General features: G+C 73.0%; 7 protein-coding genes. All 7 read left to right on the top strand.

The window, feature by feature from the left end; translation table 11 throughout:
- On the top strand, positions 1–940 hold a 940-nt coding region (locus ABZ805_RS29115; protein WP_358447097.1), incomplete at its 5' end, for a mycofactocin-coupled SDR family oxidoreductase.
- Positions 937–1371, top strand: coding sequence for a nuclear transport factor 2 family protein (locus ABZ805_RS29110; protein WP_358447094.1), 435 nt, complete (start codon positions 937–939; stop codon positions 1369–1371). The genes ABZ805_RS29115 and ABZ805_RS29110, both read left to right, overlap by 4 nt.
- Positions 1368–2918, top strand: coding sequence for an AMP-binding protein (locus ABZ805_RS29105; RefSeq protein WP_358447091.1), 1551 nt, complete (start codon positions 1368–1370; stop codon positions 2916–2918). Before ABZ805_RS29110 ends, ABZ805_RS29105 begins: the two co-directional genes overlap by 4 nt.
- The gene (locus ABZ805_RS29100) at positions 2915–3367 is read left to right on the top strand and encodes a hypothetical protein (RefSeq protein ID WP_358447089.1); all 453 of its coding nucleotides are present in this window, start codon (positions 2915–2917) and stop codon (positions 3365–3367) included. Before ABZ805_RS29105 ends, ABZ805_RS29100 begins: the two co-directional genes overlap by 4 nt.
- A complete protein-coding gene (locus ABZ805_RS29095; RefSeq protein WP_358447086.1) occupies positions 3364–3777 on the top strand; it encodes a MaoC family dehydratase in 414 nt (137 codons plus the stop codon). Before ABZ805_RS29100 ends, ABZ805_RS29095 begins: the two co-directional genes overlap by 4 nt.
- A 2-nt stretch (positions 3778–3779) precedes the next feature.
- The gene (locus ABZ805_RS29090; protein WP_358447083.1) at positions 3780–4208 is read left to right on the top strand and encodes a thioesterase family protein; all 429 of its coding nucleotides are present in this window, start codon (positions 3780–3782) and stop codon (positions 4206–4208) included.
- Between the two features lie 17 nt (positions 4209–4225).
- A complete protein-coding gene (locus ABZ805_RS29085) occupies positions 4226–5101 on the top strand; it encodes a 3-methyladenine DNA glycosylase (RefSeq protein WP_358447080.1) in 876 nt (291 codons plus the stop codon).
- The last annotated feature ends 89 nt before the right edge of the window (positions 5102–5190 follow it).

Below are 5190 nucleotides of genomic sequence, written 5' to 3'. Positions count from 1 at the left end.
CGCCGACGGCACCGTCGAGATCCCCGCGGTCGCCCGCGAAGCCGGGCACCGCTCCAAGATCGCGGTGCGCTCCTCGGTCGGTGCGAGGAAGGGCGGACGCATGGCCGAGCGGATGGCCGGCAAGGTCGCTTTCATCACCGGAGCGGCGCGCGGCCAAGGACGTTCCCACGCGCTGCGGTTCGCCGCCGAGGGCGCCGACATCATCGCCGTCGACCGGTGCGCCGAGATCGACTCGGTCGCGCCCGTCTACTCGATGCCCACCGAGCACGACCTGGCCGAGACCGCGCGCGGGGTGGAGAAGCTGGGCAGACGCGCCGAGGTGCGGATCGCCGACGTGCGCGACCTCGACGGCCTGCAGGCCGCGTTCGACTCGGGCGTCGCCGAACTCGGCCGGGTCGACGTCGTCGTCGCCAACGCGGGCATCGTCAGCTTCGGCCGCAGCTGGGAACTGACCGCCGAGCAGTGGCAGGACATGATCGACGTGAACCTCACCGGTGTCTTCCACACCGCGAAGGTCGCGATCCCGACGATGATCGAGCAGGGCGACGGCGGCTGCCTGCTGTTCATCTCCTCGGTCGCCGGGATGAAGGGCCGCGGCGGGCTCGCGCACTACTCGGCGGCCAAGCACGGCGTGGTCGGGCTGATGCAGAGCCTCGCCGATGAGCTCGGGGAGCACGGCATCCGGGTCAACACGGTCCACCCGACGAACGTGAACACGCCGATGATCCGCAACCCCGCCTTCTACGGCCTCTTCAGCCCGCCGGACGCGGAGCCGACGCTGGAGAACGCGGAACCCGCGATGCGGGCGATGCACGTGCTGCCGACCAAGTGGGTGGAGGACTCCGACGTCAGCGACGCCGTCGCCTTCCTCGCCAGCGACGAGGCCCGGTTCGTGACCGGCGCGGTGTTCCCCGTCGACGCCGGCGTCGGCGTCCGGTGAGCGCGACGGCCACCGAGAGCGGCGTGGCGGTGCGGGCCGCGGTCGAAGAGGTGCTGGCGCGCTACGCGCTCGGCTACGACGAGGGCGACCTGGAGCTGCTGGCGGACTGCTTCACCGCCGACGCCGAGCTGTCGATGCGCGTGGCGGACGACGCGGTGGCGGGCCCGGTCCGCGGCCGGGACGCCATCGTCGAGCTGGTGCGGGAGACCGCGCGCTCGCAGCGGGACCGGCGCAAGCACGTGCTGAGCAACCTGGTGCTGGACCACGCGGGCGACCGGGCTCGGGCGCGCACCTACCTCACGCTGTTCGCGGTCGCCGACGGCGCGCTGCGCGCGATCACCACCGGGCGGTACCTCGCCGAGCTGCGGGCCGACTCCGGGGAGTGGCGCATCGCGGCGCTCCGGATCGAGCTGGACCTGCCGTTCTCGTGACCCTCAACCAGGGGCTCATCCCGGCGAAGTGGGCGGCGCTGACGCCGCGCGCGCTCGCCGTGCACGACGTGCCGACCGGGCGGCGGGTGCGCTGGGCGGAGCTGGACCGGCGGGTGCGGCGGCTCGCCAACGGGCTGCTCGGGCTGGGGTTGCGCCGCGGCGACCGGGTGGCGGCGCTGTCCCGGAACCGGGTGGAGCTGCTGGAGCTGTACTTCGCGTGCGGCCGGGCCGGGTTGGTGCTGCAGCCGCTGAATTGGCGGCTCGACACCGCCGAGCTGGCCCGGCTGCTGCGGGACGCGACACCGCAGGTGGTGGTCACCGCCGCCGAGTGGTCGGTGCAGGTCGCGGAGCTGCAGCGGAGCTGCGAGGTGCCGCACTGGCTGGAGTTCGGCGGCGACGGCGGCTACGAGGAGCTGCTGGCGGCCGCATCGGACGCCGAACCGCCCGGCAGCGAGCACGTCGGCGACCACGACCCGTTCTTCATCCTCTACACCGGCGGCACCACGGGTCGCAGCAAGGGCGCACTGCACACCCACTCCAGCGCCGAGGCGGGCGGTGCGCACCAGACCGTCGCCGAACGCATCGTGCCCGGTGACGTGTACCTGCTGACCGGGCAGATGTTCCACATCCCGATCGTGCTCGCGATGAACTACCTGCGGCACGGCTGCCCGCTGGTGCTGGTGGACTTCGCGGCCGAGCAGGCGCTGCGGGTCATCGAGCAGGAGCGGGTCTCGGCGTTCCTGGGGATCACCACGATGCTGAACTGGATGCTCGCGGTGCCCGGGTTCGACCGCTACGACCTGCGCAGCCTGCGCAACATCCAGTACGGCGGCGGTCCGATGCCGACCTCGGTGGTGCGGGCGGCGCTGGAGTCGTTCCCGTGCTCGCTGATCCAGGGCTACGGGCAGACCGAGGGCCCCGGCATGGCGTTCCTGTCCCAGGAGGACCACGCCGCGGCGATCGCCGGGCGGCACCCGCACCGGTTGCGCTCCTGCGGCCGGGAGGGCTTCGGGGCGCGGCTGCGGGTGCTGGACGACTCGGGGGCCGAGGTGCCGCGGGACGGGCGCACGCCGGGCCAGATCGTGGTGCGCTCGGAGGCGAACATGGCCCGCTACTGGAACCGGCCCGAGCTGACCGCGCGCACGCTGCGCGCCGGGTGGCTGTGGACGGGGGACGTGGCGACCTGGGACGAGGACCGCTACGTCTACGTGGTCGACCGCGCCAAGGACATGATCATCTCGGGTGGGGAGAACATCTACAGCGTCCCCGTCGAGGAGGCCGTGGCGGCCCACCCGGCGGTGCTGGAGTGCGCGGTCATCGGCGTGCCCGACCCGGAGTGGGGCGAGAACGTGAAGGCCGTCGTGGTGCTCAAGCCCGGTACTACCGCCACCGAGGCCGAGATCATCTCCACCGCCCGGGAACGGTTGCCGTCCTACCAGAAGCCGAAGTCGGTCGACTTCGTCGCGAGCTTGCCCAAGGCGCCGACCGGAAAAGTGGTCAAGCGCGAGCTGCGCGCCCCCTACTGGGCGGATCAGGAGCGGACATGACCTCACCCGTACCCGACGAGGCGGCGCTGGCCGAGCTCGTCGGCACCGAGTTCCCCGGCGGGGAGTTCACCTTGGAGCCGTGGTGGGTGCGGCTGGTGAACGACTGCGCGCTCGCCGACCCGGACGACGGGGCGGAGAGCCCGGTGTTCGCGTTCCTGGCCGCCACCTCGGCGATGGGGGTGAGCTGGGAGCGGTTCTGGGCCTGGTTCGGCGCCCGCGAGTCGGACGGCCCGATGGCCGGGGAGGTGCACACCGTGCTGCACCGCCCGCTGCGGGTCGGCGCCACCTACGCGGTGCGCGGCCGGATCGAGTCCGCGCGGCGCAAGCACGGCGCCCGGACCGGCGTCTTCGACCTGGTCGAGTACCGCCTCGACCTGCACGAACCGGACGACGGCTCCCCGGCCGCCTCCTGCACCAGCTCGATCCTGTTTCCGCGGCGGCCGCGATGAGCGGCGTGCGGCCCGGGGACGTGCTGCCCGACCACCAGGTCGGGCCGGTCAGCGCGGAGAAGATGCGGACGATGGCGGCCCTGATGCGGGACGCGAACCCGATCCACTTCGATCCGGCGGCGGTGCGGGCGCTCGGGCTCGGCGACCGGGTGATCAACCAGGGACCGCTGAACCAGGCGTACGTGGTGTCGATGCTGGCGCGCTGGGCGGGCGGCGCGCACCGGATCCGCGAGCTTCGGCTGCGCCACCTCGGCGCGGTGTTCGCCGGGGATCGGCTGCGCGCGCACGGCACGGTCCTCGGGGTGTCCGAACAGGACGGTGCGCTGATCGCGTCCTGCGCGGTCGGACTCGACGTGCTCGGCGGAGATCCGGTGCTCTCCGGCACCGCGTCCGTCCACATCGGAGGGTGACGGTGTCCGACCAGGTGCAGCGCTTCCGGCTGTCCTACGGGGACTGCGACGCGCTCAGCATCGCGTACTTCGCGATCTACTACCCGTGGATGGAGCGCGCCTACAGCAGCTGGTTGCACGCCCGCGGTTTGCGCTCCGCGGAGCTGGCCGCGCAGCTGGGCACCGGAACCGTCGGGGTGCACTCGGAGGCCACCTACCTCGCGCCGGTGCGGGTGTTCGACGAACTGGCCTGCGAAGTGGTGCGGGACCGGATCGGCACCACCTCCTACGCGCTGGGCTTCGAGTTCACCCGGGACGGCGAGCTGGTCGTCCACGGCCGGATGACCTTCGCCTGCCGCGATCCGCAGGGTGGGAAGGCTCCCGTCCCGCCACGGCTGCGGGAGCTGATCTCGCAGCTGCGCCCCGGCCGGACCGGCACCGACGAGGGCTGACCTATCCTGGCCGCACTATGCGAGTGCTGGGCGAACAGGAATGGCGGGGCCGCGCGACCGCGCACCGGGAGCGGGTGGAGCGCTGGACGGGACCGCACCGCCGCAGGCAGCGCGCCGGGGAGAAGCACCCGGTGATGGACTTCCTGTTCACCTACTACTCGCACCGCCCGTCGCTGCTGGAGCGCTGGCAGCCCGGTTTCGGCGTCGCGCTCGAAGGCGGTGCCGAGTTCCTGGAGCGCCGCGGCTACCTGCGCACCGACGAGGGCGTGGCGCTGGACCCGGCGGCGCTCACCGCGAAGCGCCACGACTCGGTGCGCTTCGTGCACGGGCTGCTCACCGCGATCCGCTCCCGCAGCCCGCAGCTGGGCTGCTTCGGGCTGCACGAGTGGGCGATGGTCTACCGCACCTCCCCCGGCGACGTGCGGCACGAGTCCTGGCCGCTGCGGCTCGGGCACGCGGGCACCGACGAGGTGGTGGACTCGATGCCGATCAAGTGCACCCACCACGACGCGTTCCGGTTCTTCACCCCGCCCGCGCGGCCGCTGAACGCGCTGCAACCGGCCCGCGAGGACCAGGTCGCCCTGGAGCAGCCGGGCTGCCTGCACGCCAACATGGACCTGTTCAAGTGGGCCTATAAGCTGGACCCGCTGGTGCCCGCCGAACTCGTCGCCGACTGCTTCGAGCTGGCCGTGGACATCCGCGAACTGGACATGCGCGCCAGCCCCTACGACCTCGCCGACCTCGGCTACCCGCCCGTCGCGGTGGAGACGCCCGACGGGCGCGCCGCCTACGTGCGGGCGCAGCGCGAATTCGCCGAGCGGGCCGCGCCGCTGCGGGACCGCCTGGTCGAGCACTGCGAGCTGCTGCTGGCCGTCCCGCGGCCGGTGGGCTGAGCCCCGGAACACGACAGCGCCGACCGGGCCGGGGGAAGTTCGCTCCCCCGGTCCCGGCCGGCGCTGTCGTCGGCTCGGTGACCCGCGCG

This window comes from Saccharopolyspora sp. NPDC047091 (genome assembly GCF_040643635.1).
Taxonomy (GTDB): Bacteria; Actinomycetota; Actinomycetes; order Mycobacteriales; family Pseudonocardiaceae; genus Saccharopolyspora_C.
Note: the sequence above shows the minus strand (reverse complement) of the source record. Positions and strands in the feature narration are given on the sequence as shown.